The organism is Kerstersia similis, from assembly GCF_965139615.1.
Taxonomy (GTDB): Bacteria; Pseudomonadota; Gammaproteobacteria; order Burkholderiales; family Burkholderiaceae_B; genus Kerstersia; species Kerstersia similis.
Genome location: NZ_CBCSIQ010000009.1, coordinates 32,840 through 56,559, shown reverse-complemented (window position 1 = coordinate 56,559; position 23,720 = coordinate 32,840). Strand labels below are relative to the sequence as shown.

Annotated in this window: 22 protein-coding genes; 4 read left to right on the top strand and 18 right to left on the bottom strand. The window is 63.4% G+C overall.

Annotation, left to right across the window (positions count from 1 at the left end):
• Positions 1-55: 55 nt before the first annotated feature.
• The 6 genes from lipA to ACNA1V_RS07665 form a co-directional block, all read right to left on the bottom strand.
• Entirely contained in the window at positions 56-1,060 is a 1,005-nt protein-coding gene (lipA, locus tag ACNA1V_RS07690; protein ID WP_415833008.1) for a lipoyl synthase, read from the bottom strand.
• 160 nt (positions 1,061-1,220) lie between these two features.
• A complete protein-coding gene (lipB, locus tag ACNA1V_RS07685; protein ID WP_415833074.1) occupies positions 1,221-1,877 on the bottom strand; it encodes a lipoyl(octanoyl) transferase LipB in 657 nt (218 codons plus the stop codon).
• A gap of 65 nt (positions 1,878-1,942) precedes the next feature.
• Positions 1,943-2,212, bottom strand: coding sequence for a DUF493 family protein (locus ACNA1V_RS07680; RefSeq protein WP_415833006.1), 270 nt, complete (start codon positions 2,210-2,212; stop codon positions 1,943-1,945).
• Between the two features lie 21 nt (positions 2,213-2,233).
• The gene (locus ACNA1V_RS07675; protein ID WP_415833004.1) at positions 2,234-3,127 is read right to left on the bottom strand and encodes a D-amino acid aminotransferase; all 894 of its coding nucleotides are present in this window, start codon (positions 3,125-3,127) and stop codon (positions 2,234-2,236) included.
• A 165-nt stretch (positions 3,128-3,292) separates the two neighbouring features.
• The gene (locus ACNA1V_RS07670; protein ID WP_415833003.1) at positions 3,293-4,507 is read right to left on the bottom strand and encodes a D-alanyl-D-alanine carboxypeptidase family protein; all 1,215 of its coding nucleotides are present in this window, start codon (positions 4,505-4,507) and stop codon (positions 3,293-3,295) included.
• A 256-nt stretch (positions 4,508-4,763) separates the two neighbouring features.
• On the bottom strand, positions 4,764-5,426 hold the full coding sequence (locus tag ACNA1V_RS07665; RefSeq protein ID WP_415833002.1) for an alpha/beta hydrolase: 663 nt from the start codon (positions 5,424-5,426) through the stop codon (positions 4,764-4,766).
• A gap of 148 nt (positions 5,427-5,574) precedes the next feature.
• Here ACNA1V_RS07665 and ACNA1V_RS07660 point away from each other — a divergent pair, with 148 nt between their 5' ends.
• Both ACNA1V_RS07660 and ACNA1V_RS07655 read left to right on the top strand, forming a co-directional pair.
• Positions 5,575-6,435: a biotin--[acetyl-CoA-carboxylase] ligase gene (locus ACNA1V_RS07660; RefSeq protein ID WP_415833001.1), complete on the top strand. Its 861-nt coding sequence runs from the start codon at positions 5,575-5,577 to the stop codon at positions 6,433-6,435.
• Positions 6,432-7,250, top strand: a complete 819-nt coding sequence (locus tag ACNA1V_RS07655; protein WP_415833000.1) for a type III pantothenate kinase — start codon at positions 6,432-6,434, stop codon at positions 7,248-7,250. Before ACNA1V_RS07660 ends, ACNA1V_RS07655 begins: the two co-directional genes overlap by 4 nt.
• A gap of 52 nt (positions 7,251-7,302) precedes the next feature.
• Here the strand turns inward: ACNA1V_RS07655 and ACNA1V_RS07650 are convergent, their stop codons facing one another.
• The 7 genes from ACNA1V_RS07650 to ACNA1V_RS07620 all read right to left on the bottom strand — a co-directional run bounded on the left by ACNA1V_RS07650 (position 7,303) and on the right by ACNA1V_RS07620 (position 16,437).
• Complete coding sequence (locus ACNA1V_RS07650; RefSeq protein WP_415833073.1) at positions 7,303-8,592, bottom strand: 3-deoxy-D-manno-octulosonic acid transferase; 1,290 nt, start codon at positions 8,590-8,592, stop codon at positions 7,303-7,305.
• Between the two features lie 258 nt (positions 8,593-8,850).
• Positions 8,851-9,855, bottom strand: coding sequence for a lipopolysaccharide heptosyltransferase I (gene waaC, locus ACNA1V_RS07645; protein ID WP_415832999.1), 1,005 nt, complete (start codon positions 9,853-9,855; stop codon positions 8,851-8,853).
• Positions 9,856-10,161: 306 nt separating this feature from the next.
• Positions 10,162-11,025, bottom strand: coding sequence for an endonuclease/exonuclease/phosphatase family protein (locus tag ACNA1V_RS07640; RefSeq protein WP_415832998.1), 864 nt, complete (start codon positions 11,023-11,025; stop codon positions 10,162-10,164).
• A 36-nt stretch (positions 11,026-11,061) separates the two neighbouring features.
• On the bottom strand, positions 11,062-12,852 hold the full coding sequence (gene aspS, locus ACNA1V_RS07635) for an aspartate--tRNA ligase (protein WP_415832997.1): 1,791 nt from the start codon (positions 12,850-12,852) through the stop codon (positions 11,062-11,064).
• A gap of 311 nt (positions 12,853-13,163) precedes the next feature.
• Positions 13,164-14,426, bottom strand: a complete 1,263-nt coding sequence (locus ACNA1V_RS07630; protein ID WP_415832996.1) for a putative Na+/H+ antiporter — start codon at positions 14,424-14,426, stop codon at positions 13,164-13,166.
• 108 nt (positions 14,427-14,534) lie between these two features.
• The gene (locus ACNA1V_RS07625; RefSeq protein WP_415832995.1) at positions 14,535-14,804 is read right to left on the bottom strand and encodes a hypothetical protein; all 270 of its coding nucleotides are present in this window, start codon (positions 14,802-14,804) and stop codon (positions 14,535-14,537) included.
• A 373-nt stretch (positions 14,805-15,177) separates the two neighbouring features.
• Positions 15,178-16,437, bottom strand: a complete 1,260-nt coding sequence (locus ACNA1V_RS07620) for a TIGR03862 family flavoprotein (RefSeq protein WP_415832994.1) — start codon at positions 16,435-16,437, stop codon at positions 15,178-15,180.
• Between the two features lie 190 nt (positions 16,438-16,627).
• On the opposite strand from ACNA1V_RS07620, the gene trmA reads away from it, so the two are divergent.
• Together trmA and ACNA1V_RS07610 are read left to right on the top strand one after the other, a co-directional pair.
• On the top strand, positions 16,628-17,716 hold the full coding sequence (gene trmA, locus ACNA1V_RS07615) for a tRNA (uridine(54)-C5)-methyltransferase TrmA (RefSeq protein ID WP_415832993.1): 1,089 nt from the start codon (positions 16,628-16,630) through the stop codon (positions 17,714-17,716).
• A gap of 186 nt (positions 17,717-17,902) precedes the next feature.
• Positions 17,903-18,841 carry an Rpn family recombination-promoting nuclease/putative transposase gene (locus ACNA1V_RS07610; RefSeq protein ID WP_415832992.1) on the top strand — a complete coding sequence of 313 codons (939 nt, stop codon included), beginning with the start codon at positions 17,903-17,905 and terminating at the stop codon, positions 18,839-18,841.
• Positions 18,842-18,926: 85 nt separating this feature from the next.
• Here ACNA1V_RS07610 and ACNA1V_RS07605 read toward each other — a convergent pair whose 3' ends face one another.
• The 5 genes from ACNA1V_RS07605 to ACNA1V_RS07585 form a co-directional block, all read right to left on the bottom strand.
• On the bottom strand, positions 18,927-20,240 hold the full coding sequence (locus ACNA1V_RS07605; protein WP_415832991.1) for a TRAP transporter large permease: 1,314 nt from the start codon (positions 20,238-20,240) through the stop codon (positions 18,927-18,929).
• Between the two features lies 1 nt (position 20,241).
• On the bottom strand, positions 20,242-20,751 hold the full coding sequence (locus ACNA1V_RS07600; protein ID WP_415832990.1) for a TRAP transporter small permease: 510 nt from the start codon (positions 20,749-20,751) through the stop codon (positions 20,242-20,244).
• Between the two features lie 76 nt (positions 20,752-20,827).
• Positions 20,828-21,898 (bottom strand): TRAP transporter substrate-binding protein DctP, encoded by a 1,071-nt coding sequence (gene dctP, locus ACNA1V_RS07595; RefSeq protein ID WP_415832989.1) that lies wholly within the window; start codon positions 21,896-21,898, stop codon positions 20,828-20,830.
• Between the two features lie 92 nt (positions 21,899-21,990).
• Entirely contained in the window at positions 21,991-22,731 is a 741-nt protein-coding gene (locus ACNA1V_RS07590) for an SDR family oxidoreductase (protein ID WP_415832988.1), read from the bottom strand.
• The gene (locus ACNA1V_RS07585) at positions 22,728-23,645 is read right to left on the bottom strand and encodes an NAD-dependent epimerase/dehydratase family protein (protein WP_415832987.1); all 918 of its coding nucleotides are present in this window, start codon (positions 23,643-23,645) and stop codon (positions 22,728-22,730) included. The genes ACNA1V_RS07590 and ACNA1V_RS07585 overlap by 4 nt, the downstream gene beginning before the upstream one ends.
• Positions 23,646-23,720 lie beyond the last annotated feature (75 nt).

Here is a 23,720-nt window from a genome sequence, read left to right as displayed (position 1 = left end):
AGATCCAGTTTCTGGCCGCCATGGGCGGCCAGAAATCAGGAGCGACAGGAAGTCATCAATTCACGCCAGCAGCATTCGCCTGCTGGTCGGCATGGTAGGAAGAACGAACCATGGCGCCGACGGCAGCATGGCTGAAGCCCATGTCATACGCCTCGCGCTCGAACATGGCGAAGACATCCGGATGCACATAGCGCAATACCGGCAGGTGATGCTCGGAAGGCTGCAAATACTGGCCGATGGTCAGCATATCGACGTTGTGCTCACGCATGTCACGCATGACCTGCAGGATTTCCTCGTCGGTTTCCCCCAGGCCCAGCATCAGGCCGGACTTGGTCGGGATGTGCGGCTGGCGTTCCTTGAACTGGGCCAGCAGCTTGAGCGAGTGCATGTAGTCGGAGCCCGGGCGCGACTGGCGGTACAGGCGCGGCACGGTTTCCAGATTGTGGTTCATGACATCCGGCGGCGCGATATCGAAGATATCCAGCGCGCGCTCCAGGCGGCCACGGAAATCCGGCACCAGCACTTCGATGCGCGTATTGGGCGACAGCTCACGGATACGCTGGATGCACTCGACAAAGTGCGCAGCACCGCCATCGCGCAGGTCATCGCGGTCCACCGAGGTGATGACCACGTAGGAGAGCTTCATGGCGGCGATGGAACGCGCCAGGTTCAGCGGTTCATTGACGTCCAGCGGATCGGGGCGGCCATGGCCGACATCACAGAACGGGCAGCGCCGGGTGCATTTGTCGCCCATGATCATGAAGGTCGCCGTGCCCTTGCCAAAGCACTCGCCGATATTCGGGCAGGAGGCTTCTTCACAGACCGTGAACAGATTGTGTTCACGCAGGATCTTCTTGATTTCATAGAAGCGCGAACCGGGCGTCGCCGCCTTGACGCGGATCCACTCCGGCTTTTTGAGCCGCTCGACAGGCACGATCTTGATAGGGATACGTGCCGTCTTGGCCTGCGACTTCTGTTTCTGGGTGGGGTCGTACACCGGCTGCGCTGCACCAGCGGCAGCCGGCACGGCGGTGTTGACGGTTTCTGCGGATTGGCTCATGCGTCGGATCTTTTGCAGTGCAGCAAGCAAATGGCCGCACCGCGCAGGAAGAAAGAGGAATATCGCCAGTTTACTACCCCTGGCCGGCGATACCAGCCCCGGGGATCGTTACACAAGATTATAAGGCCATTCCCGCCAGCGGCCGCCCCGGCGCCGGGTGTCATGCATGCAAGCTCTGCCACAGGCTGAGGGCCAGTTCATCGCCCGCTGCCTGGATCTCGCGCCGAACCCCGAAATGCGCCAGATCCACGGTACGCAATCCGGCGTAGCCACAAGGGTTGATACGCTCGAAAGGCGCCAGGTCCATCGCCAGATTCAAAGATACACCGTGATACGCCCTGCCATTGCGTATCTTCACGCCCAGCGCTGCCACCTTGCCCACATTGGCTGCGGGCTGGCCTGGCAAGGCTGGCAACGGCGGCTGGCCATCCAGCGGCACATAAATACCCGGCGCCCCTGCCTGCCGGCAAGCGTCTGAAACGCCCCAGCGCGCCAGGACATCCAGCACCCCCTGTTCCAGCCGGTAAACATAGTCCCGCACATGAATGCCCGCGCGACGCAGGTCGAACAACACATAGGCCATCAACTGCCCGGGGCCGTGGTAAGTAACCTGCCCGCCCCGGTCGCACTGCACCACCGGAATGTCGCCAGGACACAACAAATGCTCCGGCTTGCCGGCCTGCCCCAGCGTATAGACCGGCTCGTGTTCGGTCAGCCAGATTTCGTCAGGGGAGCCGGCATCGCGCATGTCGGTATAACTGCGCATGGCCTCCCAGACCGGAAGATACGCTACCGGACCGGGCAGGCGCCGCGTCATGCATTCGGGGACGACGAGGCCGCCAGCCCCTGAAGGCGCTGCCGATGCTGCCGCGACTTCGTGCATCACAGCAGATAGACCACCATGGGATGCCCGTGCAGGGCGCGGTACAGATTGTCGAGCTGCTCACGCGAGTTCGCCCGTACGGTGAAGGTCAGCCCGACGTAATTGCCCCCGCTGCTGGCGCGCTTCTCTACCGTCGCAGGGTCAAAATCGGGGGCATGCTCAAGCACGACTGCGCTCAGCAGGTCTTCCAGTTCAGGGTGCTGGCGGCCCATCACCTTGATGGGAAAATCCAGCGGGAATTCAAGAGCAGGTTGCTGCGGGGTCGTCATGACTACGGCTCCAAAATAATTTCAATCGGCTTGAACCGGCGCTTGCGCCATCAAAGCCTCGATACGGGCATCATACGCCTGCGCCAAGCGGCGGAATACCGGGCCGGGCGTGCCTGCGCCCACGGCCACGCCGTCACGCTGCAGGACGGGCAGAACTTCCTTGCTGGCGGACGTCAGCAGCAACTCGTCGGCGGCCTCCACTTCTGCCCGCGTGAGATCGCGGGCCTCGAAGGCAATCCCGGCTTCCTGCGCCAGCTCGACCATCAGCCCATAGCGTATGCCTTCCAGCAACCGTGGCCCCAGCGGCGGCGCCAGCAAGGTGCCATCACGCACCACCCAGGCATTGCACGAGGAGGCCTCCGTCAGCAAGCCATCGCGATACTGCAGCACTTCGTCCACCCCGGCATCCACTGCGGCCTGCTTGGCCAGGACATTGCCCAACAGAGAAATCGACTTGATATCGCAGTGCAGCCAGCGCTCGTCGGTAATGCTGACCACCGCCAGCCCGCGCTCCCGCGTTGCGGCATCGGGCCGCTTGAACGGGGTGGCCATGGCAAAGACGGTCGGCGCCGGTGCGGGCACCGGGAATGGATGGTCGCGACGCGCCACGCCACGCGTCACTTGCAGGTACACAATGCAATTTTCAGCTGGCTGACGGGCGATCAGGGTGTGGACGATCTCACGCACCCCTTCCATGCCCATAGGCAGTTCCAGCCGGATCGCCGCGAGGCTGCGGGCCAGACGCGCCAGATGTTCGTCCATCCGGAACGGGCGGCCACGGTAAGCGGGCACCACTTCATAGATGCCATCGCCAAAAATGAAGCCTCGGTCCAGGACGGAAATCTTCGCTTCCCCGACAGGCAGGTACGCGCCGTTCAAATAAGCCAGGGTATCGGCTGCCATGCCAGGAATCATCGCTACTCCTCGCGGCCTTTCCTGCCGCGCCAACGGAAACGGGCCGCGGCAAACTGCCGCGGCCTCGCAGGGGATACCGGAATATCAAAGCAGCACGGCCGCCTCGGCCTCCGGTAAACAGCGGCGCGGGCCCCTTCCTGCCCGCACCTGCCGTCACTGGCTGACTCAGTCGAACCAGGACTTGACGTTATCGACCATACGACCAAAGAAGCCGGCACGTTCAACGTCCTGCTTGACCACCAGCGGCGCAGTCGTCAGCACCTTGTCGTCCAGCGACAGCGAAACGGTACCGATTTCCTGGCCCACATGCAGCGGTGCCAGCAAGGGATCCGGACGCGCGGCAACAGGTTTGACGTCCTGGGCGCGGCCACGCGGCACCGACAGCCACAGCGGCTCTGCCGTCCCCAGCTGCACCGTATCTTCCTTGCCTTCGCGCACCGGCACCACCAGGTTAGCGCTGTCGTCGGCAAACACCTTCACGGTATCGAAGTTCTGGAAGCTCCAGTTGAGCAGCTTCAGGCTTTCCTCGGCACGGGCGGCATCGCTGTCCGTTCCCACCACGACGGTCAGAATGCGGCGGTCGCCACGCATGGCGGTGGCGATCAGGCAGTAACCAGCAGCATCCGTGAACCCCGTTTTCATGCCATCGACCGACGGATCGGCCCACAGCAGGCGGTTGCGATTGGGCTGCGTGATGTTGTTGTAGGTGAATTCGCGCTGTTTGTAGAAGCCGAAATACTGGGGATAGTCACGGATCAGCGCCGTCGCCAGCGTTGCCAGATCCCGCACCGTCGTAATGTGCTGCGGGTTGGGCAGGCCGGTGGCGTTCATGAAATGGCTGGCATTCATGCCCAGGCGCTGCGCTTCCTTGTTCATCAGGTCAGCGAATACCGTTTCGCTGCCCGCCACGGTTTCGGCAATGGCGACAGAAGCATCATTGCCGGACTGAACGATCATGCCCTGCAACAATTCGTTGAAGGTCACCGGCTTGCGCGGTTCGATGAACATGCGCGAACCGCCGGTTTTCCAGGCCTGTTGCGATACCGCGACCTGTTGCTCAGGCGTCACGCGCTTTTCATCCAGCGCAGCAAAGGCCAGATAGGCCGTCATGACCTTGGTCAGCGATGCGGGCTCGACCTGCATGTCGGGCTGTGACGCAGCCAAGACCTGGCCGCTGGTCACGTCAATGGTGATCCAGGCGCGCGCGGCGATCACCGGCGCAGGAATGGACGACAGCTCGGCCACTGCCGCCGGGGCGCCGGGCGCCTGTGCCGCAGTGGTCTGGGCCGTGGCCAGCAGTGGCGCAGCGGCCAGCGCCAGCGTCACCAGGGTACGCCGCACGGGACGCCATGGGGATTTCTTGTGAAAAGCAGCTGTCATGGATAAAACACGGAAAAACGAATCCGGCGCCAGGCACCAGGCCAACGGCCTGTAAATACCCGCCCCGGATGGGGTTCAGGGTGGAAGCGGTTATTGTCTCACCTTCCCGCCAGCGCAAGAAAGCAAACGGCGGAAACCCTCTGTAACGACACAGCAACCGCAGGCGTAGCTCAGGTATAGAGCGGATGTAGCAGGGATATTGCACACTTGGCGTGTGACCCGACAATACCGGGCAAAGTTCCGGCGCCCTGCCGTTTCAGCCGCACAAGCGGGCAATATGCGCTTCCGCCAGGCTGCGCAGGGTAATCAAGTGCCCGTGAAAGAAATGCCCCGCACCCGGCACCACCATCACCGGCACGCCCTCGGGCCGCAGCCAATCGAACACTTCCGCCAAGGGCACGACATCGTCCACTTCGCCATGCACCAGCAAAGTCCGGTCCAGCGGCACCCGGCGCGGCTGTTCCTGCCCTTCCAGGGGAAAACGCGCCACTGCCGGACCGGCCAGCAGCAAAGCATCCGGCATGCGCTCGCGCTGTGCAAAGGCATCATAGACATGCGCTGCCACCGCCGTGCCGAAAGAAAACCCGCCCAGCGCCCAGGCGCCGGCAGCGGCCTCCGGATAGCGCTCATGGAACTGTTCAACCAGCGCGATCATGTCGCGCGTTTCGCCACGGGCATGATCGAAACTGCCTTCCGACTGCCCCACCCCGCGAAAATCCGGGCGTACGGCCACCAGCCCGCGCTGGTTCGCCGCACGCGCCATCGTCGTCACCACCTTATTGCCGCGCGCACCGCCATGCAGAGGATGCGGATGCAACACCAGCGCCCAACCCCGCACCTCGCCATCCGGCCAATCCAGTGCGCAATCTATGCGCCCGGCCTCGCCTTCGAATATGACGGTTTCCGTCCTTGCTGCCATGGTTCGTCCTCCTGTTCCCGCCAATGGGAATCCATACAGGCCAGATCATACCGGCGCAGCCGCGCGACATACAGGCCGGGCAGGCTGCCAGGCGCCGCTTTCGCCCGCCCAGCAGGCGGCCGCAGACAATTCCTATAAAATCGCCGCCATGAGTATGCCCACCGCCCTCTTTTCCCTGCCTGCCGCCGCAACGCTGCAATCTCAACTGGCCCCCAGGCTGGCTGACTTCGGCATGCTGCGCTGGGTCGAGGAGACCGGCTCGACCAACGCCGACCTGATGATGCAAGCCCGCGAAGCGCAGGCGCCCGCCCTGCCCTGGCTGCTGGGCGCGCATTTGCAGGTACAGGGCCGCGGCCGCGCCGGTCGCCCCTGGAATGCTGCGCCTGGCGCAGCACTGATGCTGTCCTGTGCGTTCGAGACCACGGCCGCGCCCGCCCTGCTGCCCAGCCTGTCCCTGGTTGCCGGCATTGCCGCCTGCGAAGCGCTGCGGCGCCACGCAGGTGACAATGCCGGCCAGGTGCTGATGAAATGGCCCAACGACCTGCAATACGGCGACGCCAAGCTGGCCGGCATTCTGGTGGAAACCACCCGCCAGCCGGCCACCGGGCAACGCATCGTCGTGATGGGCATGGGCCTGAACCTGCGCGACGCCGCCGCCATCAGCCAGCATTTCTGCCGTGCCGTCGCGGATTGGGGCCAGGTCATAGGTTCCGTGCCAACCTGTTCCCAGGATTGGCTGAACATGGCAAGCACGCTCGCGGCGGATATCGCGCGCGCCTGGCAAAACGCCATACGCTTGCATGCCACCGAAGGCTTCCAGCCGTTCCTGGCGCGCCACGCCAGCATGGATGCCCTGGCGCAACGCCCGATCAATGTCCTGGAAGATGGCCGCCTGCTGCTTGCGGGAACCGCCTCGGGGCTGGACGACCTGGGCCGTCTGCAGGTCCGCCACGATCAGGGCGTCACCGCCATTACCGTCGGTGAGATTTCCGTCAGGGCTCAGGCATGAAATTATTGATAGATGCCGGCAACACCCGGATCAAGCTCGCCGCCTGGAGCGCGCCCGACGGCCGGGCCAGGGATGTGCTGTCACTGGCCCACGAAGATATTCCCACCGTCCTGCCCGGCTGGCTGGCGGCGCAGCAAGCGCCGTTCCGGCAAGCCTGCGGCGTCAATGTGGCCGGCACGGCCCTGGGGCAACGCCTGACGGCCACCCTGGCCGACGCCGCCTGCACCCTGGCATGGCTCAAGCCCACCGCCAGCGCGCTCGGGCTGCAAAACGGCTATGACACGCCGGAACAATTGGGCGCCGACCGCTGGGCGGCCCTGCTGGGCATCTGGCACAAACACCGCCAGAGCGGCGCGCCCCTGTTGCTCGCCACCTTCGGCACGGCCACCACCATTGATGCCATCCACCCGGATGGCAGGTTTCTCGGCGGCCTGATCCTGCCCGGCGCAGCCATGATGCGGCGCAGTCTGGCCCAGGGGACAGCCCAGCTACCGCTGGCCTCAGGCGATCTGCGCCCTTTCCCCACCAATACCCATGATGCGATTTCCAGCGGCATGGCAGCGGCGCAGGCAGGTGCGGTCCTGCGCCAATGGCTGACGCTGCGCGAGCACTGCCGCGCCACCCCTCAGCTGTTCGTCTCAGGTGGCAACTGGCCCCAGTTGGCCGGCGAAGTGGAAAAACTATTACAAGACCTGGCCCAGCTGGCCGGCCTGGCGCCCATCGTGCCTCAAGCCGTTCCGCATGCCGTGCTGGACGGCCTGGCCTATCTGGCCGGCCACGCCTGCCTCCCGGCCACCCCGCAGACGGCGGACTGATCGCCCCCCGAAGGCCAATCAACAACCGCAAGGGGCGTTACGCCCCGCCTGCTCAGCGCGCCAGCCCCAGTGCGGCCATCATGCGCCCCGTGGCGCCGGTATGACTATCGGCCCAGTGCCGCGCACGGGCCGCCATGGCGGTACGGCGCGCGTCGTTACAGACCAGATCCCAGGCCAGGCGTACGGCCGCGTCGGCATCCCCTGCCCGCAGACAGGCGCCACAGGCCAGTGCGTCTTCCACCGCATCCTTGAAATTGAAGGTATGCGTGCCCACGATAACAGGCGCGCCCGCCAAACAGGCTTCGATCAGGTTATGCCCCCCCATGGGCTCGAAACTGCCCGCGACGATCGCCACATCTGCCGCGGCATAGAAAAACGGCAGTTCTCCCATGGAGTCTCCCAGCAGCACCGCCGTCTCCAATCCCGGCAAGGGAACTTCTTCGCTGGCGCTGCGCCGCAAATAGGGCAACTCCCGCTCCGCCAGAATGGCAGCCGCCGAATCGAAACGCTGAGGATGCCGAGGCACCAGGACAAACAGACAGTCCGCCGCCTGCAGATGGGTGCGCCGCAAGGCGGCTATCGCCTGCGCCATCAGTACGTCCTCGCCTTCCCTAGTGCTGGCGATCAGAATGACCGGCCGCCCCAGGCGGATACGCCATCCCCGGCCTGCCTGCAACTGGCGTGGCGGCACCTGCTGATCGAACTTGAGATTTCCCACCACCTGCACATTCCTGGCGCCTGCCAGCGCCAGGCGCCCGGCGTCGGCTTGCGTCTGCGCCAGCACCGGGGCCAGCCCTCGCAAGGCAGGACGGATCAACCAGGCGAACCGGCGCGCCTGGCGCAGGGACTTGCCGGAAAAACGGGCACTGGCCAATGCCATGGATACCCCTTGCCGACGCGCCGCTGCCAACAGGTTCGGCCAGATTTCCCGTTCGATCAGAATCCCCTGGGCCGGCTGGTGATAGGCCAGAAAACGGCGTGTCGCGCCCAGGAAATCATAAGGCACCCAGGTTTGCTGCAACTGCCCCGAAGCGATGGCAGCCGCAAACAGGCGCTCCCCTTCGGCCCGACCGGTTGCCGTCATATGCGTGAGCAACACTGGATGGCCGGCATCCAGTATCTGCTGTATCAACGGTTGTGCTGCCCGCGTTTCACCGACACTGACGGCATGCACCCACTGCGCACCCGTGCGCGCCGGCGCAGGCTGGCCACGATACCAGCCGAAGCGCGCAGCCCCCAGGACTTCCCAGCGACCGCCAGCGCGGCGGCCGCGCCGCGCCAGCATCAGCCAGACCAGCGGGGCCAACAGATACAGCAACAGGCTGTAGGCCAGACGAGCCAGGCACTCCACACTGGTTTCCGAGCCTTGCGGCGCATCGGGCAAGCGGCCGTCCCGCGGCTGTGCTGCCGCGCCGGCAGCCGCAGGCGCCGGCTTGTCCGGACTGACCGTGCCGGCTTCCACAACCGGCGCAACCTTCGTGGCGGCATCGGCCTGATCGGGCTGTACGGGCACCTGGGGCGCTGAATGAATATTGCCTCGCGGCCCTTCGGCCTGTGGGCCTGGACCTGCGCTTGGGCGCGTGCTCATGACATCTCCGGATTAAATCGGCAGGCTCACTGCCGGCCCCATTGCTTGCTCGATGGCGCGCCGCACCGCTTCATAATCCGGCGGCTGGCCTTTGTCGCCCAGGCTGGCGGTATAGGCAGTGCCTACCAGCCCACCCCGTCTGGGCGTGGAATCCGTATAGATTCCGATGGTCGGGCGTCCCAATGCGGCTGACAAATGCGTCAAGCCGGTATCCAGGCCCAGCATCACCCTGGCGCCAGCCTGCAGCTGCGCCACTTCCGTCAGGCCCATGCGAGGCAGAACCGTCACGCCTTCCACCCCCTGCACCAGCGCCTGCGCCCATTCGAACTCCGCCTTGCTGCCTGATACCACCCGCAGCTGCAGGCCGGCCTGACGCAACTGGGCAAACACCCGATGCCAATTGGCATCGGCCCAACGCTTTTGCGGACGGCTGGCCGAAGGCATGATCACGGCATAGGGCGCTTCGCGCTGCTCGTAGGCCTCGACAAACGAAGCCGGTGGCTCAGGCTTGACCAGAAAACGCGACAAACCGAAATCCGGCGCGGCCTCCAGGCCATAGCCGAATGCCTTGGCACCCAGCTGGCGCTGCCGCAATACACCGGGCTGCCAGAACTCGATTCGATGTTTCACATCGTAGAACAGCGACGCCAATGGCTCGCGCGCGGATTTCCAATCCAGGCCATGCCGCCGCCCTTGCGTCTGGCGCACGACCCAGACCGTCTTGAGCATGCCCTGCATATCCAGCACCACATCGTAGTGATGCCGCCCCAGGCGCTCATGCAGGGCTTCGCGCTCTGCCTTGACCTCAGGCGCCCACCAGTTCTTGCGCCAACGCCTGTGGGCCACCTTGATCACTTCATTGACGCCCGGATGCCAGGCCGGGATCTCGGCAAACGCCTCTTCCGCCACCCAATCTATCGTGGCGCCAGGGAAATGACGCTGAATATCCGAAACTACCGGCAGCACGTGAATCATGTCCCCCAGGGACGATGTGCGCACTAGAAGAATACGATTCATGCAGTTTCCGGCCGTGCAAAAAGGCCTCCTCACCACACGCCAGGCAGGCCGCTCTCAACCAGCGTCCGGGCCCGGGCATGGCCCGGCGGCAAAAAACAGGAATTCAACCACGCTAGCCAGCATGGCAACATTTGAAAACAGGTATGTCTTGCAGTGTACCGAAAAAAACGCTGCATGCAGAACGCAGCGTCTCGACCCTGCCAAGTGGCCGCTTTGCACTCGTACGTCCTGCCTCCGGCACCCGCCCCCTGCCGCCACTGTGGCAGCGGCTGGCAGCCAGGCCCGTACCAGGCCCGCCTGCACGACTCAGGGCAGTTCCAATTCCGTCAGAATCGGCGAATGATCGGATAGTTTTCCCCAGGGCTGCCCGCGCAACACCTTGGCGCTGCGTACAGCAAAGCCGCGCTGATAGATACGATCCAGGCGGAACCAGGGAAACACTGCGGGGAACGTACGCGGTGGCGGCGTCAGGCGCGCGGAGTTGCCCATGCCCAACTGATTGACGCGATGCTCCACGCCGTCAGGCCCCCGACCCTGCCCCCGCAGCGTATTGCTGATGGCGCGCACCGATTCACGCAAGCGCGGCAGGCCGACGCCCTGCGCCCGTGGCGCATTGGCAAAGACTTCGTAAACACCGAGTTGTTCGACAAACAGCGGCGACAGGCTGTTCTGCCAATCATTGAAATCACCCGCGATCAGGAGCGGGGAATCGCCTGGCACCTGGGTCTTGATGCGTTCCATCAAGGCCTGTATCTGCCGCACCCGACTGCCAGCGAACAGGCCCAGATGCACCACGAAACAATGCACTTCATGGCCGCCCAGTTCCACCCGCACATGCAGCAAACCGCGCTGCTCCAGCTTGTGGTCGGAGATATCCTGGTTTTCGTGGCCGATGATGGGATAGCGCGACAACAATGCGTTGCCATGCTCGGAATGATCGCGGATGGCGTTGCGCCCATACGCGACCTGCAGATCCAGGCCTGCCGCCAGAGACTCGTGCTGCGCATCGAGCACCCCGGACAGGTCATTGCGGCCCTGGACTTCCTGCAGGAAGACCAGGTCCGGACTGAGTCCATGCAACCCCAGCCGCAAGTCATAGAGTGATTCCCGACTGCCCAGCGCCGAACGCCCTTTGTGGATGTTGTAGCTGACAACCCGGATCACTGACATGCTCACGCCTCCCGAGGCTTCATAGAGACTGACAGCTTACTTCACTTCTGTCTGACGCAGACGGATATGAAGCTCACGCAACTGCTTTTCATCAACCGCAGACGGTGCTTGCGTCAGCAGACACTGGGCGCGCTGGGTCTTGGGGAAGGCAATCACATCACGGATGGACTCGGCGCCAGTCATCATGGTAACGATGCGATCCAAGCCGAACGCCAGGCCGCCATGGGGCGGCGCGCCATACTGCAGCGCATCGAGCAGGAAGCCGAATTTCTCGCGGGCTTCTTCCGGGCCGATCTTGAGTGCGCTGAACACCTTGCTCTGCACTTCTGCACGGTGGATACGCACCGAACCGCCACCGATTTCCCAGCCGTTCAGCACCATGTCGTAGGCCTTGGCCAGCGCCTTGCCCGGATCGGTTTCGAGCAAATTCTCGTGGCCGTCCTTGGGGCTGGTGAAGGGATGGTGGGCCGCCACGTAGCGATCGTCTTCCTCGTCGTATTCGAACATCGGGAAATCGACTACCCACAGCGGCTTCCAGCCACTTTCGAACAGGCCGTTGTTGCGGCCGAATTCGCTGTGGCCGATCTTGACGCGCAAGCCGCCAATGGCGTCGTTCACGACCTTGGCGCGGTCGGCGCCAAAGAAGATGATGTCGCCATCCTGGGCACCGCTGCGCTTGACCAGTTCGGTCAGCGCGGCATCGTGCAGGTTTTTGACGATGGGCGACTGCAGGCCTTCGCGACCCTTGGCCACTTCATTGACCTTGATCCAGGCCAGACCCTTGGCGCCGTAGATACCGACGAACTGGGTGTAGCTGTCGATTTCGCTGCGCGACAGGGCCGCGCCGCCCGGCACGCGCAGTGCCACGACACGGCTGCCCGGCGCGTTGGCGGCAGCGGAGAACACCTTGAAATCCACATCACGCATCACATCGGTGACATCGGTGAATTCCAGCTTGACGCGCAGGTCGGGCTTGTCCGAGCCATAGCGACGCATGGCTTCGTCCCAGGTCATCGTGGGGAAGCTTTCGGCCAGGTCCACGCCTTGCACCGACTTGAAGACCGAGCGGATCATGCCTTCAAAGATCGCGCGAATCTCGACTTCGTCGAGGAAGGAGGTTTCGCAGTCGATCTGGGTGAATTCAGGCTGGCGGTCGGCGCGCAGGTCTTCGTCGCGGAAGCACTTGGTGATCTGATAGTAACGGTCGAAACCGGCCACCATCAGCATCTGCTTGAAGAGCTGCGGTGATTGCGGCAGCGCGAAGAAGTGGCCGGCGTTCACACGCGAGGGCACCAGGTAGTCGCGCGCGCCTTCCGGCGTGCTCTTGGTCAGCATCGGGGTTTCGATGTCGATGAAGCCCAGGCTGTCGAGGTACTTGCGCACTTCGATGGACACGCGGTAGCGCAGCATCAGGTTGCGCTGCATCTGCGGGCGGCGCAGGTCCAGCACGCGGTGCGTCAGGCGGGTCGTTTCGGACAGGTTGTCATCATCGAGCTGGAACGGCGGCGTCACCGAGGCGTTGAGGATTTCGACCTCGCGGCACAGGATTTCGATTTCGCCGGATTTCAGGTCTTTATTGACCGTGCCTTCGGGGCGGGCGCGCACCAGGCCGGAGACTCGCACGCAGAACTCATTGCGCAGGCGCTCGGCAATGGCAAAGGACTCGACGCCATCGGGATCGAACACCACCTGGGCCAGGCCCTCGCGGTCGCGAAGGTCGATGAAGATCACGCCACCGTGATCACGACGACGATGCACCCAGCCGTACAAGGTGACGGTCTGGCCGAGGTGGTCGCGACAAACCTGGCCGGTGTAGCAGGTACGCATGCGAGGAAACTCCGTGTATGAACGTGTGTGGTTCGGACTGTCCGCCGGGGCGGGCGTGGCGAAATGCGCAGCAGGCCCGGGCGCATGATGCGGCACCCTGGGCGCCGCCACGCTGGCGCCAGCCCCCGCCCAAAGGAGAGGCCAGCCGGAAAAACACGATTTTAGCGTCTTTTGGGCAGGTGGCCGTGACAGACATGGACAAGTCTGCGCCGGCCGCCCTCATCCGGCCTGCAGGCGACGTCGGATTGCGCATGATCTCAGGACAAAGCGCAGCGCCTGGCAGGCCCGCCCTGACGCCGGGCCTGCCAGTTTCAGACCGGCAACAGGAACATGGCTGCGGCCACGGCTGTCGGCACCAAAGCGGACAACAGCAAGCGCCCGGCGGAAATGCTGCCATCCGGGAACGCATGCTTGAGGATGGCATAGCCCGCCGGATTGGGGGCATTGGCGATGACCGTCAGCCCCCCGCCCGTCACGGCGCCTGCCACCAGCATATAGCGCCAGGCATCAGAGGTGCCATCCACCAACGACCCCAGATAGGTCAAGGCCGCATTGTCCGTTACCGCCGTGAGCAGCGTCGCGCCCCAGAACAGCACCTGGGGCGACAGGCCGCCCAGCAGATCCTGCAACCACCATTTCTGCATGCCGCCCAGCACCACCAGGCCAGCCAGGAAAAAGCCCACCATCAGCCCTTCCTTGAGCATCAGCGGCGACTGGAAACGCTTGTAGGCCTGCGTATAGCCCATGAACATCAGGAAGAGGCCCAGGAACACAGCAGGATGGTGGGCCGTCACGACAATGCAGACGAGGAAAGCCAGATGCACCAGCGTGCATATCCAGGGCACCTGCACAGCCTCCTGCTTGCCGGCCTGCACTTCCCCGGCCAGCAGCACCCGGCGGCAGACCAGGGTCAGCAAAATGGCATTGATCACCACGGCCAGCGCGGCACGCCAACCGAAGTGCGCCGCCATGAAAGCGCTATCCCAGCCGAAGGTGGAAGCCACCATCAGGACGGGCGGCGCGGCATAGGAGGTCAGGACGCCGCCGATGGAGACGTTGACGAACAGCACGCCCAGCGTCAGGTACTTGAATCCGGCCTGGCCCGGACGCCGGAAATAGGCGTCGCGCAACAACAGCGCCGCCAGCGTCATGGCGGCAGGCTCGGTAATGAACGACCCGGCCAGGGGGACGGCCGACATGGTGACGAAGAACAGCGCCAGTTCACGCGGCACCGGCAGCAGGCGCGCCAGGGCACGCACCACGACACCCACCAGTTCAATGATGGGCCGGCTGGAAGCCACCACCATGATGACGAACACGAACAGCGGCTCGGTGAAGTTGCGCGTGTCCATGTATTCGATCATCGGACCGGCGCCCTGCAGCGCCGCCATGCCGACCAGAAAGGCAAAGGCCCACAGGCCGAAAACGGCCTCGACCTCGGCGAACATGTGCCACAACCCGGCATGCGGGCCGTTGCGGTGCGCCAGCCGGGCAAATACCGGCACTGAGAAAGTATGAATGATGGCGATGGCGAACAAAGCCGTCGCCAGGATTTCCAGAGTTGAAACCTGCATGGGGGATGATCCGTAATCTATGCCCGCCAAAGCGCGATCGGTCGGCCTGGCCGGGCGGGTTGTCTCTTGTTGTTGGTATGCGCAGGCGGCGCAAGTGCCGCAGACAGATCAGCGGCGCAGATCAGGCGGCCGCAAGCGCCGCGCGCGCCAGAACCCGGCACACGACAGCGTCAACGCCACCACGCGCCCGGGCATGCTGCCGCTGGCGACGGCCAGGGCAATCCGATGCGGCAAGCGTGGGGATACGGGATGGTAACGGCCCGACAAGGCAGTACGGCTGAAGGCAGTACTGTCGAATGGCAGGAAGTGCCGCGCCGGACACGGGCGCGAGAAGAAAAGGGCATTCACGGGCAAGGGCTCACCGGTAAGGTCACGCACGCGATCTCGGACACAGATCACGGACGCAATCACACCGCGTGGCGGCCCGACCAGCGCGTGTTACCTGTCTCGCCGCAAGCCGCGGCTAACACCCTGGTACGTATTCTACCTAGCGCCGCCAGGGATCGCCATCATTTTCCGCCCTTGAACGGGACGATCAGGGTCAACCCCGATCCCCGCCCCAGCCTCCCATCCCGGCGAACCCGGGATCAGGTTTCCCCCAAGCTGGCCCATTCACACGGAACGATCAACAGGGATCCATTAATACGGACCTATTATTTCGAGCTGGCCCACCCCTGCCTGGTGCCGACCAGGCTATTGGTACCAAATGGGAGCGTCTGCCACCGATCGTCCTCCTGATCGCCGTGTCCGCTCAACGCTGCAGCCAGCGGCTGACCCCCTGGGCCGCAACCACGCCGCTGGCAAGGCAGGCGGTCAATAGATAGCCTCCGGTAGGCGCTTCCCAATCCAGCATTTCGCCGGCGCAGAACACACCAGGCAGACGCTGCAACTGGCCATGGCCATCCACTTCCGAGAAGCTGACGCCGCCCGCGCTGCTGATGGCTTCCGCCACCGGCCGCATGCCAGCCAGACGCACCGGCAACCTCTTGATGGCCGCCGCCAATGCCTGAGCGTTCATGAACACATCGGCAGGCAGGCATTCGCGCAGCAAAGCCATCTTCACGCCCTTGAGGCCCAGCCGGCTTTGCAAGTGCGAGGACCAGGAACGCGCCCCACGCGGGCGCGCCACTTCCGCTGCGACCCATGCCGCCTGGCGCTGCGGCAGCAGGTCCAGCCATAGCTGTGCATGCCCCTGCTCCACGAGTTGCTGACGCAAGGCCGCGCCATGAGCGTAGATCAGCCCTCCTTCCAGGCCATAGCGCGTCACCATGCACTCGCCACGGCGCCAGTTCAGTGCTGCCTCAGCCGCGCCGGTATCCGTCGCAGCAGCAACAGCCAGCGCGATATCTTTCAAGGGCTCGCCCGCGTGGCGCTCTGTAAAGTGCGTGCTCCAATCCACCAGGAATCCCGCATTGGCCGCTTGCCAGGGCTCAAGGACAATCCCGCGCTCACGCAAGCAGCCTGCCCAGCTGCCATCCGTCCCCATACGCGGCCAGCTTGCGCCACCCAAAGCCAGGATAACGGCCTCAGCAGTGATGGTGCGTTCGCCCTCCGGCGTGGCAAACCGCAAACTGCCATCACCGGCCCAGCCCAGCCAACGATGCCGCACATGCAGCCTCGCCCCTTGTGCCGCCAGACGCGCCAGCCACGCGCGCAGCAGCGGCGCAGCTTTCATGCCGGCAGGAAACACCCGCCCGGATGATCCTGCAAAGGTTTCCACCCCCAGCCCTTCCGCCCACTGCCTGACCGCAGCCGCATCGAACTGCGCCAGCCAGGCACCAAGCTCTGCCGTCCTGGCGCCATAGCGTTGCACAAATGCGTCGGCGGCCTCCGTGTGCGTCAGGTTCAGGCCACCGCGGCCCGCCAGCAGAAACTTGCGGCCCGGCGACGGCATGGCCTCGTAGATATCCACGGCCACACCCTGCGCGGACAGGCGTTCTGCGGCCATCAGGCCTGCCGGCCCGGCGCCTATGATCGCTACCTGCCCAACACGTGTTTCTGCATTCATCATGATCATCCCGGCAGCCCGCCGCCTGCAGCACCCGGGCCTTGTCCGCACCCCCCAATGGCCACGGAAACCGCGCGATTGTAAACCTGCGCGATGCCGCGCCCGTGCTCCGGCCGGGACAGGCCCATCCGCCCGACACCCATGCCTACTGCGCTGGGTTACGATACCGCCGGATCATCGCCAGGCCCGCACCATGTCGCACAACTACCAAGAATCCGAATACCAGACCCAGCTCGACGCCAAGCGCGCGCGCCTGACACAATTGCTGGCGCCGTTTGACGCCCCGGCACCCGAGGTACATGACTCACCGCGCCAGCACTACCGCCTGCGCGCCGAATTTCACCTTTGGCGCGAAGGCGAATTGCGCCACTACGCCATGTTTGCGCCCGGCGAAGGCAAACGCACCCCCATCCTGCTGCAACAGTTCCCGCCCGCCAGCCAGCTCATCAATACGCTCATGCCCCCACTGGAAGCCGCATGGAATGCCGACCCGGTGCTGGGTGAGCGCCTGTTTCAGGTGGAATTCCTCACCACTCTGTCTGGCCAGGCGCTCGTTACGCTGTGCTATCACCGCAAACTGGATGATGCCTGGGAACACACGGCCAGCGCCCTGGCGGCCCGACTGGGGATCAGCCTCATCGGGCGTTCACGCGGCCAGCGTCGTGTGATTGGCAAGGATCATGTCACGGAAACACTGCGCATCCTGGGCCGGGAGTTCCATTACCAGCAACCCGAAGGCGCCTTTACCCAGCCCAATGGCACGGTCAACATCAAGATGATCGAATGGGCATGCAACGCGCTGGGGCAACGGCATGATGACTTGCTGGAACTGTACTGCGGCAACGGCAACTTCACCTTGCCTTTCGCCACCCAGGTTCGGCGCGTCCTGGCGACCGAAATCAGCAAGACCTCGGTGGCGGCAGCTCAGGCCAATATCGCAGCCAATGGCATCGGCAATCTGGTCATTGCCCGGCTGTCGGCGGAAGAATTCACGCAGGCGCTCAACCAGGTAAGGCCATTCCAGCGGCTCAGGGATATCGACCTGGGCAGCTACGACTTCGGCACATTGTTTGTCGATCCGCCGCGTGCCGGCATGGATCCTGACACCTGTGAGCTGGCGCGCCGTTTCGAACGGATCCTGTACGTCTCCTGCAACCCCGAGACCCTGGCGCAGAACATCGCCCAGCTGCACGACACGCACCGCATCACACAATGTGCGCTGTTCGACCAGTTCCCCTGGACGCATCATATGGAAAGCGGCGTACTGCTGGAGCGACGCTAACCGGCAGCACGCCGGCGGCGGCACCTCGGCAGCAGCCGCGCCAGCGGCTGCTCCTGCCCCATGCATGGCGCAGGGCCGGCTGGGTATAAATCCCCTTGTCTGAACGGGATAAATTCCGCCCTGCCGCCGCCTGCTTCACCCTCAGACTGTGCCTGTCCCGTTTCTTCATACAGGCACAGCACGCTCATGACGACGCCCCCTCGAGAATCCCGCCCTCACACCGCCACGGCACCGCCCTTCAACGCCCGCCGGGCACTGCCACTCAGCAACGATCTGGTATTCAAGACACTATTCTCGCGCCAGCTGCATCTGCTCACCGATCTGATCAATGCCGTGCGCTATCGCTACCCGCCCATTCAGGTCGTGCAAGTACGCAACCCGAATATTCTGCCCTCTGACGTATCGAGCAAACAGATTATTCTGGATATCCTCGCGCAAGATACGCAAGGCAGTCTGTTCAATGTCGAAATGCAATTGCGCCACTACCCGCAATGGCCGCAGCGCAGCCTGTTCTACCTGACCCGCATGCTTTCCGACCAACTCAATACTGGTCAGGAATATCAAGCACTTAAGCCCGCGGTCAGCATCAGCCTGCTGGGCCATGACCTATACCCAGACTACCCTGCCCAGGCTGACTGGCACTTCACTTTGCGTGATGCCCGCCACCCCGCCGTTCAGTTGGGCCAGGCCATGCAGGTACATATAATCGAACTCACCAAGGCAGAAACGCTGCATGCGTTTCCCCCAGCGCTGACTGCCTGGATCACCTGCCTGCGGCACAACCAGGAAGAGACTCTCATGAACCCCATCGAATACGCCCCCGTTCGTGAAGCCATGCAGCATCTGGAAGACATGTACACCGAACGCGACTTGCGGCTCATTGCCGTGCGCCGGGAGATGGCCGTCGCCGATTACTGGTTGGGACTGGAAGATGCGCGCCAGAAGGGGCATGAGGCAGGCCATGCCGCCGGCCTGAGGGCAGCGCTGCAACGAATGTTGAATCATAAATTCGGCACTATCGAGCCGGACAGCATGCAGCACTTGGAAAACGCCAACGCCACCCAATTGGAACAATGGACAGAACGCCTGCTCGACGCCAATTCACAGGCTGAAGTCTTTCACTGACCCTGCCGTACATCAAAGCGGGCGCCTGGGGGCACAGCTGAAAACACCCCCCAGGCGCCCAGGCGCTGACGCAACACCGGTTGCGCTAGCGCATGCTGTGTACCAGCCCCATGGCAAGGTTCGGGTAGGCAATGATCAAACCCAGCACCACCGCCATCGCGACAACAAAAGGCACGGTACTGGCGAACACCTGCGTGATCGGGCCTACCCGATGTGCGCCATCCAGCCGGGTGCGCAAGCCCTGCATCACGAACAGGTTCATCCCTACCGGCGGCGTAATCAGCGACATCTCCACCAGGATGACCGCAATGATGCCGAACCAGACCAGATCCACGCCTGCCATTTTCAGGATGGGCAGCAGAATCGGCATGGTGCACACAATCAAGGCCATGCTTTCCATGAATGTGCCCAGCAACACCAGGATCACGGCGATCAACAGGATCAATTCCAACTGGCTCAAGCCCAGGCCTGCGATCCAGTTGGACACCGCTGCCGGCACACCCCCCAGGGACAATACGAACTGCAGCACGAAGGCAGTGACTACCACCAGCATTACCATGCTTGTGGTGGACGCGGTAGCCAGGAAGACATCCCGCAACATGGCCCGATTGACCCGGCGACGCAACAACGCCAGCAGAAAAGCCCCAACCGACCCGAAGCCCGCCGCCTCGGTTGGCGTTGCGATACCGGCATAGATGGTCCCCAGCACCATGAACATGAGTACCAGCACGGGAAGAATCGCCCGCAGGCCCCGGATGCGATCTCTCCAGCTTGCCGAAGCCTGCAGACGGGGCGCCTTGGAAGGTGCAACCAGCGCAGCGATGAAAATCACCACCATGAACGCCACCATCATCAGCAGGCCAGGAACAATCCCCGCCATATACAGTTGCGCAATGGAAACTTCCGCCATGATGGCGTAGATGATCATGATCACACTGGGCGGAATCAGAATGCCCAGCGTGCCGCCGGAAGCAATCGAACCCATGGCCAGCTTTTCGTCATAGCCGTGCCGGCGCATTTGCGGCAACGCCACCGCACCTATGGTGGAAGTCGTCGCCACGCTGGAGCCGCAGATCGAGGCAAACAGGCCGCTGGCCAGTACATTGGAATGCAGCAGACCGCCTGGTACCCGCCCCATCCATTTGGACAGCGTTTCATACAGGTCTTCGGTCACACCGCTGCGCAGCAGCAGTTCTCCCATCAGAATAAAAAGCGGCACCACGATCAAACCGCTGTTGCTGATGTTGTTCCAGGGAATCTGGGCAAAAAAGCTCCAGATATCCCCCAGGAACAAAGAGCCGGTAATGGCGGCTGTCAGCCCCAATGCGCTGGCCACATGAAAGCTCAGCATGAAAAAGGCGAACAGCACCAGCAGGGAAGTCGTTACGACAGCAACCATATCAGGCACCTCCGTCTTCATCGGCGCCCGCACGACCCGCGATGGCAATCAGCAGCGCCAGCGTCGAAGTCAGGGCAAAAATCAGGAAGCCGAACGTTGAGATGGCTTGCGGGATGTAGAGCTGCATTTCCACGATGGACTGCGGCAACATGGCACCGATTTCATAAGACTCCAGGGCCATGATGTAGAAATTGCAAGTCAGTATCCACGCCAGGGCCGTCAGGCCGATCAGCGCAAAAATGCCAAACAGCCGCTTGAGCGGCGCCGGCAGCAAAGGCAGCAGAATGTCGGAACGAACATGGGTGCCATTATTCACACCCATGGCCAATGCCCACGACGCCCCGAGCGCCAGCGTCAGCGATGCGACCTGATCCGCCACACCGGTAAACGGACCGCCCAGCGTGCGGCTGAGCGCATCCGCCGTCATATAGAACGCCAGCAGCAGAAACAACAGGCCGCTGACCCAGGCCATGGACTCCGCCAGGCGGGCCAACAAATTACGTAGAACCATCACGTTCTTCCCCTAGGAACGACACTCCCCCATACGGCAGCACCGCCAGGGGAGCCAGGGTTGGCAGGAAAGCCGCTCAACTCAGCGTGTAGCCGACGATAGGCGCCAGGAATTCGTTGAAGTTTTTCTTGGCTTGCGGCCCCGCACGTCCCGCCCACCAGGGCACGATGTCCTGAGAGGAAATCCGTGTCAGTTCCGGCACCCAATCCGGCTTGGCTTCCAGGGTCAGCACCATGTCTTTTTCCCGCGCATACTCGAATCCCAGCACATCGTTATCGCGCCCAAGCTTCCAGCCCAGATCCGTCAGCGCCGGGCCGATATCGACAAAAATCTGCTGCAAATCCGCCGGAAGCCTGGCCCAGGAACGCGAACCCAGCACGATGTAGGAACCCATGGGCGGAATATTGATGTTGGTCATATAGCGCGTGACTTCCCACAGGCTGCTGGCTTTCACATGCTCGGTGCCGGTAATGGCGCCGTCGATGATGCCGCGCTGCAGGGCCGGATACATATCGGCGGTTGTCATGCTGACCGGTTCCGCGCCCAAGGCCGTCAGGAAACGTGCCTGTGCCGGCGCAAAGACCCGGATCTTCCGTCCCTTGAAATTCGCCAGCGCATCCAGTGGGAACTTGGTGTACATGAACATCGTGGACCAGCAGAAAGAACTGATGACCTTGCCGCCCAGCACCGCTTCATGCCTGGCAACAACCTTGCTGGTCCAGACGTCGTACATCTGGCGCGACTGGTCAAAGCTCTTGGAAATACCTGGCAAATCGCAGGCCTCGATCATCGGGAAATCGCTTGCGACATAACCCGGCAGGACTTCAGCCATGTCGATGACGCCGCTTTTGAGTACCCGCAACATCTCCGAGCCCCCCAGGCCCAGCTCACCGATGGTGGTGATCTCGATCGCCAACCTGCCATCACTGCGCTGCTCCACCTGCTCCTGTAGCCAGGCCCACTTCTTGTACGACTCGCCATTGCGATGCTGCACCACCGCCTTGAGCGTGATGGGCTTGGCCTGGGCCAGCGCCGGCAGCGACCAGCCGGCCGCCACACCAGCAACCGTCGCCCCGCCGCAGGTTTTCATAAACCGGCGACGGCCCGCCGGGGTGTCCTGCGTCATGCGCGGATCGTCTTTTTTCATGTCTGTCTCCTTGGATTTTTATGATGTCGCCGCACCGGCTTCACGCGGGCACAGCGTGGCTGCTGCATTGCCCCTTCGGGCATAGGCCGGTCTCAGAACGTCGCCCGGCCACCGGATAGATCAAAAGTCGCCCCCGTGGAAAATGAACATTCGGTCGAAGCCAGCCAAGACACCAGCGCGGCGACTTCCCGGGGCTCGCCTGGCCGCCCCATCGGAATACGCGACAACACGGCCGCTTTCACGGCCGGGGTCATCTGATCGGCCAGCGGGGTCTGTATGACAGCGGGCGCAACGCCATTGACGCGGATACCGGTAAGCGCCAGCTCCTTGCCTTGCGACTTGACCAGGGCCATGACGCCCGCCTTGGCGGCCGAGTACGCCGATTGCTGGGCATTGCCTTCCTTGCCTGCGATGGACGCTATATGCACGATGCGGCCATAGTCATGCCGCAGCATGGGCATCACGACGGCGCGGGAGCATAAAAATGCGCTGCGCAGATTGACTGCCATGATGCGATCCCAGTCCTCCACCGGCAGCTCATGCACCGCCAGCGACGCACCGATCAGACCCACGCTATGCACCAGAATGTCCAGCCGTCCGAAATGCCTTGCCACCTGTTCGACGGCCCGGCCGACTTCTGCTTCATCAGTCAGGTCACAGCTCAACGCCAGGCTGCCCGGCAAGCGCTCTGCCAAAGCCTCGACTTTCTCCGATTCCCTATCCAGCAGGGCCAGTACCGCGCCTTCACCTGCCAGGCGCTGCGCCACCGCGACCCCTATGCCACCCGCGGCCCCGGCGATCAAAGCGACCCGTCCTTTTTTATCCTGGGTCATACCGATGGCTCCTGTTGCCGTGCCGCTGTCCGGTAATAGGCAATCGTGCGGGCCAAGCCATCGGCCAAGGCCGTGCGTGGCCGCTCCGGGAACCAGTCATCCAAGCCCGCATCCCCCTGCCCTGTCGCAATCGGCAATGGCGGCCCCTCGGCCCGCAACTGCGCATCGGGCACCTTGGAGCGGATCAGATTCAGCAGGACTTCGACAGGGACATCCTCACCACCCATATTGAAAACCTGCGCCCCGGACGTCGGATGCAAGGCGGCCTGCACAAAGGCGGCCGCCACATCCTCGACATACACCAGGCCGCAAGTACCGGTGAAGGGATGCACATAGGATGTCGCCAACGCAGCCGCCTGGCAGGCCAGCGTCGGACCGGCGCTCAAACCACTCTCGCGCCCCGGCCCATAAACGACAAAAGGCCGCAGGCCCACACTGGCCATGCCATGATCCAGCCAGTAAGCGCGGGCAGCGCCCTCGCAGGCCAGCTTGTAGGTGCCATAGAACGTGGCCGGTAGCGGCGCATGATTGTCCTGCGGTCCATAGACGCCTGCACTGCTGGCATAGGCCACCTGCGGCATCCCGAAAGCGCGCGCTGTTTCAAACACATTCAGCGTACCCATCAGGTTCACTTCTGCCCCCAGCAGCGGATCTGCCGAACAGGCAGGCGTAAGCATTCCCGCCAAATGGATGATGCGCTGGCAGCCCTCGGCGGCCACCATCACATCTTCACGGCGTCGGATATCTCCCACCACCCACACCAGCTCCCGCGCCAATGCCGCCCCAGCCACCTGCACCACCTTGTCGCGGCTGCGGGATCTGTCGAACACCACGGGAGTCGCCCCTGCAGCGGCCAACTGGCGCACCACCCATGCTCCCAGAAAGCCACTGCCACCGGTCACCAGTACCCTCATGCCTGCCTCCTCGTTTTTTTGCGAATTCTAGGAAGCCGCATTCAGGTTGGCATTGGGACGCAGGCAAAGTGCATG

What these genes read in the sequence shown, in the direction of transcription:
- ACNA1V_RS07640 (WP_415832998.1), bottom strand. Translation starts at nt 11,025, where the DNA reads ATGTCAGTGATCCGGGTTGTCAGCTACAACATCCACAAAGGGCGTTCG.
- ACNA1V_RS07675 (WP_415833004.1), bottom strand. Translation starts at nt 3,127, where the DNA reads ATGATTCCTGGCATGGCAGCCGATACCCTGGCTTATTTGAACGGCGCG.
- ACNA1V_RS07630 (WP_415832996.1), bottom strand. Translation starts at nt 14,426, where the DNA reads ATGCAGGTTTCAACTCTGGAAATCCTGGCGACGGCTTTGTTCGCCATC.
- dctP (WP_415832989.1), bottom strand. Translation starts at nt 21,898, where the DNA reads ATGAAAAAAGACGATCCGCGCATGACGCAGGACACCCCGGCGGGCCGT.
- aspS (WP_415832997.1), bottom strand. Translation starts at nt 12,852, where the DNA reads ATGCGTACCTGCTACACCGGCCAGGTTTGTCGCGACCACCTCGGCCAG.
- ACNA1V_RS07680 (WP_415833006.1), bottom strand. Translation starts at nt 2,212, where the DNA reads ATGACGACCCCGCAGCAACCTGCTCTTGAATTCCCGCTGGATTTTCCC.
- ACNA1V_RS07655 (WP_415833000.1), top strand. Translation starts at nt 6,432, where the DNA reads ATGAAATTATTGATAGATGCCGGCAACACCCGGATCAAGCTCGCCGCC.
- ACNA1V_RS07600 (WP_415832990.1), bottom strand. Translation starts at nt 20,751, where the DNA reads ATGGTTCTACGTAATTTGTTGGCCCGCCTGGCGGAGTCCATGGCCTGG.
- ACNA1V_RS07670 (WP_415833003.1), bottom strand. Translation starts at nt 4,507, where the DNA reads ATGACAGCTGCTTTTCACAAGAAATCCCCATGGCGTCCCGTGCGGCGT.
- ACNA1V_RS07620 (WP_415832994.1), bottom strand. Translation starts at nt 16,437, where the DNA reads ATGATGAATGCAGAAACACGTGTTGGGCAGGTAGCGATCATAGGCGCC.
- ACNA1V_RS07585 (WP_415832987.1), bottom strand. Translation starts at nt 23,645, where the DNA reads ATGAGGGTACTGGTGACCGGTGGCAGTGGCTTTCTGGGAGCATGGGTG.
- ACNA1V_RS07660 (WP_415833001.1), top strand. Translation starts at nt 5,575, where the DNA reads ATGAGTATGCCCACCGCCCTCTTTTCCCTGCCTGCCGCCGCAACGCTG.
- waaC (WP_415832999.1), bottom strand. Translation starts at nt 9,855, where the DNA reads ATGAATCGTATTCTTCTAGTGCGCACATCGTCCCTGGGGGACATGATT.
- ACNA1V_RS07605 (WP_415832991.1), bottom strand. Translation starts at nt 20,240, where the DNA reads ATGGTTGCTGTCGTAACGACTTCCCTGCTGGTGCTGTTCGCCTTTTTC.
- ACNA1V_RS07590 (WP_415832988.1), bottom strand. Translation starts at nt 22,731, where the DNA reads ATGACCCAGGATAAAAAAGGACGGGTCGCTTTGATCGCCGGGGCCGCG.
- ACNA1V_RS07610 (WP_415832992.1), top strand. Translation starts at nt 17,903, where the DNA reads ATGACGACGCCCCCTCGAGAATCCCGCCCTCACACCGCCACGGCACCG.
- ACNA1V_RS07665 (WP_415833002.1), bottom strand. Translation starts at nt 5,426, where the DNA reads ATGGCAGCAAGGACGGAAACCGTCATATTCGAAGGCGAGGCCGGGCGC.
- lipB (WP_415833074.1), bottom strand. Translation starts at nt 1,877, where the DNA reads ATGACGCGGCGCCTGCCCGGTCCGGTAGCGTATCTTCCGGTCTGGGAG.
- trmA (WP_415832993.1), top strand. Translation starts at nt 16,628, where the DNA reads ATGTCGCACAACTACCAAGAATCCGAATACCAGACCCAGCTCGACGCC.
- lipA (WP_415833008.1), bottom strand. Translation starts at nt 1,060, where the DNA reads ATGAGCCAATCCGCAGAAACCGTCAACACCGCCGTGCCGGCTGCCGCT.